The 3,923-nt window shown below is 62.5% G+C and carries 1 protein-coding gene; it reads right to left on the reverse strand.

Annotation, left to right across the window (positions count from 1 at the left end):
• Window positions 1–266 precede the first annotated feature (266 nt).
• Window positions 267–3,542 carry an ATP-binding protein gene (locus AC0L17_RS34150; protein ID WP_473518944.1) on the reverse strand — a complete coding sequence of 1,092 codons (3,276 nt, stop codon included), beginning with the start codon at window positions 3,540–3,542 and terminating at the stop codon, window positions 267–269.
• Between the last annotated feature and the right edge of the window lie 381 nt (window positions 3,543–3,923).

Consider the following 3,923-nt stretch of genomic DNA (forward strand, 5'->3'; position numbering starts at 1 on the left):
AACGCAGGCGCAACGACCGGTTCTTGATCTCTACCTTATCCGCGGGCGCCCATCCCGCGCAGCGGGTTCGTTCTGCGGCCCCCGAACGGCCGTCCGAGAGGCGCGTCATGTCTGCCCAATCGTGAAGAGCCACGCTGCTCTAAAACGAACGCAGGCTGCGACTTGAGACAGCACGCCAACAGCGGAGGGTGCTGCTCGACAGAAGCGAACAGTCGCACTCGGTCATCGTTTCGCGGGCATGGTCTTCTGGTGTCAGATTGAAGAGATCAGCGAAGAAGAGCGCTTTGTGTCTCCGCCACCCAACCGTCTGCCTCGATTTCTTTGAATAGCTTAAGGGCGCTGTGTAGCAACCCCTTTGCTTTATCTCTGTCCGCAACCAGTTCAAATCTGCCAAAGGCAAGCATGCTTTGGGCGAGCTCGGGTCGGGACTGGATTGTCTGGAGAACATCAACACTTCGACGGAACTGCCCGTCCGCCGACTGGCGATCGCCCCTGGCCTCGTAGGCTTGGCCGAGCGCGCGACGGGCAGCGCCAATCTCGAGCCTCGCCGTTACACGCTCCGCGAGCTCCAGCGCGCGTTCCGCCGCTTGCAGCCCGGCTGCAGCGTCCCCTTCGGCGAGGTGCAATTGGCTCAAGGCGATGTGCGGATAGATCTTGCAGAAATCGTCATCTATCCGCCGTGCCACTGTCTTCATCACCGGATCCAGGAAGGCACTTGCGTCGGCAATCCGGTTCAGCTTCAGACAGGCGATGGCTGCCCAGCCCGACGCCCACAATACAACGCTCCACCTCGCGTTCTCCCAGGCCGTGGACAGGTTCTGCTCGACCACCTCCACCGTCCGCTGCCAGTGTCCCTTGTAAAGCAAAGGCTCTGCTTCCATCGCCAGCCACGAGCGCACCTCGACGTCCTGCGTCGACGCGGCGATCTCCCGGACCATCTCGGCGAATTGCAGAGACCGCTGCAACCGCCCGGCGCGGGCATTGTAGCAACGGCCCGCACCTGCGGCGAGCGAACCGAGCTCTTCCAGGGCCCCGACTTGCTGCAACAGCGCCGCGGCCCGTTCGATCTTGCCGAGTGATTCTTCAAGCCGTCCGGTATTGCCGAGGAAGTGGGCATAGCGCCACGCAACTTCGGCCTGGCGCGCCGCATCCGCGAAACCGGCATGTCGTTCGGCGCTGACCAGCAACGGCTCTTCCAGCCAATCCAATCCCTTGAAGGACTGCAGCCCCGCCAGGGCCGCGGTGTCCCCGTCGGCAAACGCGATTGCCCTATCGACCTGGTGACGCGCTTCGGCACGTTCCTGCTTGCTCGCGTACTGGCCGCTCCTGGCCCGCGCCAAGACCGTCTCGACGTAGGTTTGCCGGTGCGCCGCCGTGTCGGGAAGGCGTTCGAGAGCCTGGATGGCGCGCCGGTAGTGCTCGGCCGCCTCCCAGCGAGCCCCGCGACTCTCGGCTTTCGCCGCCGCCAGGAGCCGACAGTTCAAAACCTCGGCCCAGGCATTTGCACTCTCGTAGTGATGCGCCAGCAATGCTGGATCGTCGGTTTCCGTCTGTGCAAGCGCAGTGGCGATGCGTGCGTGCAGTTCCTTGCGTGTATCACGCAGCAGGCTGCCATAGGCCGCGTCCTGAAGGAGGGCGTGCCTGAAGACATACGTCGCTCCCGAGGCGGTTTGCCGCGAAACCAGCAGCCCGGCATTTACTAAGGCGTCCAAAGCCAGCTGTAGTGCGGCTCCATCGACATCGCATACGCGCTCGAGAAGCTCGATCGTGAACTCACGACCGATTGCTGCTGCGGTCTGATAGACCCGCTTTCCGGTGGCGAGCCGATCGAGCCGGGCCATCAGCATGTCCTGGAGCGATGCCGGCACGCCCCTCTCGAGCGCGCCGGCGGCGTTCGGCTGATTCTGTGCCTCGATCAAGGTCCGGGCCATCTCTTCGAGAAACAGCGGTATTCCATCGCTCCGCTTCACGATCTCCTCGACGAGGCGCTCCGGCAGCACGTCGGAGTTGGCAAGCGAATCGATCATTTTCTCGGACTCGCGCCTGGTTATGCGATTTAACGAAACCGTCGTGACATGAGGCTGATCCGACCATGCCACGCTGATTCCGGGGCGCGAGGTGACGAGCAACAGCACTGGCAGGGTCTCTGCCCTGTCGACGAGCCGGTTGAGGAACTCGAGCGTCGACGGGTCGCACCAGTGCAGGTCCTCGAAGGTGATGACCGCGGGGCCTTTGGCGCAGGAATCCTCCAAGAGGCTCATAAGCACATCAAAGGTTCGTTCCGTCTGTTGAAGCGCATCCAGGCTCGGCGGGCCTTCTCCTCCATTCGTCGGGATGGAGAGAAAAGCGGCGAGAATCGACAATTGGACCTGAGCGCTCTCGCCGGACCTGGCAAGCATCGCCGTCAGCCTTCGCAATTTTTCGCCCGGATCGAGGTCCGGGCGAATGTCGGCCGCCTGTTCAAGCTGCGTGACCAGAGGGTAAAATGCTCGGTCCGCGTGCGACGGCGAGCACTGGTAGGTCAGGCGCGCATGCGGCCGGTGCAGCAGCTTGGCTCGCACCGCCTCACAAAGGCGCGACTTGCCGATCCCTGGTTCGCCCGAAATGAGAACGACCTGGCCCTCGCCCGCCTCCGCTTTCTGAAATCGCTTCGTCAGTTGTTCCACTTCATCGCCGCGCCCGATAAGCGGCGTATGGAGCCGGCCGTGCAGCGCTTCAAAGCGTGTCTCCTTGGCGGCCTTGCCCAGGACACGTGAAGCGCGTACGGGCTCCGGAAAACCCTTCAAGCGGTGTTCGCCAAGATCGGCAGTCTCGAAGAGGTTGCCAAGTAGCTGTCGCGTGCTGGCGGCGACCACGACAGTTCCGGGTTCCGCGATGCCTTGTAGCCGCGCGGCCAGGTTCGGTGTTTCGCCGACCACGGCGCTCTCGCGCGCCGTTCCAGTGCCAGTCGTTTCGCCGACCATTACTAGACCTGTCGCGATACCGACACGAGCTGCCATAGGTCGTCCAATGGCGGTATCCAACGTCGAGACTGCCAATGTCAGTTCAAGACCCGCTTCGACGGCGCGCTCTGCATCGTCCTCATGTGCACGCGGCCAGCCGAAATAGACCAGCACGCCGTCGCCCATGAACTTGGCGATATGCCCATCCCATCGCCCCACGATTTTTGTGCAGCTTGTGTGATAGGAACGTATTACGTCGGCCACATCCTCGGGATCGAACTCGACCGAGAGAGGCGTCGAACCCACTAGGTCGCAGAACATCACCGTAAGCTGGCGGCGTTCGGGCGACACTTCTTGCGAGGGCTCAGCCGATGTGACCGGCGCAGCGGCCCCTTCGTGACGCTGCCCGATGTCAGGCGCTGAAAGGCTGGCGATCGCCCTCAGAAGCCTGCGCCGATCACCTACCGCGGCAACGCCCAACTCCTTGAGATCATCGCTCGTCAGGCTGGGCAGCACGTCGGCATCAATTTTGTTGTTGGCAAACGCTCCCACGTATTCGCCAAGACCTTGGCTCTCCAGCCACTTGGCGATGTCGCGCATGGCGGTTCCTCAACTGGACCTGGCTAAAGTCGAACGAATTGCGGGCCGATCCCAGGAGCGGCATTCTCGCTCGCGCTGTGTCGGCCATGCAAGTCAATTGTCTGTCGCCTGCCTAGCTCTGAACCGTTCCTAGCGCCCATCGGTGCGCCCGATCGCATCTCCGGAATCTGAACATTCGGGAGTTCAAGGAGCTTGGTGCCAGAGAAGGTAAGTCGAATGCCTAAAATGGCTCAAAACCGGGCCGCCTGATCCAGGAGAATGTCCGCGTTGTGCGCCTTTAACTCTCAAAGCGGACCGACGGCTTGCGTGAAGAGTTTCGGGCGCCAGCAGGCGTACGAAAGTCCCCGAGGAAGGAACCCGCGGGCCACAGGCGATGGCTAT

It is taken from the genome of Mesorhizobium sp. WSM4829 (genome assembly GCF_055811475.1).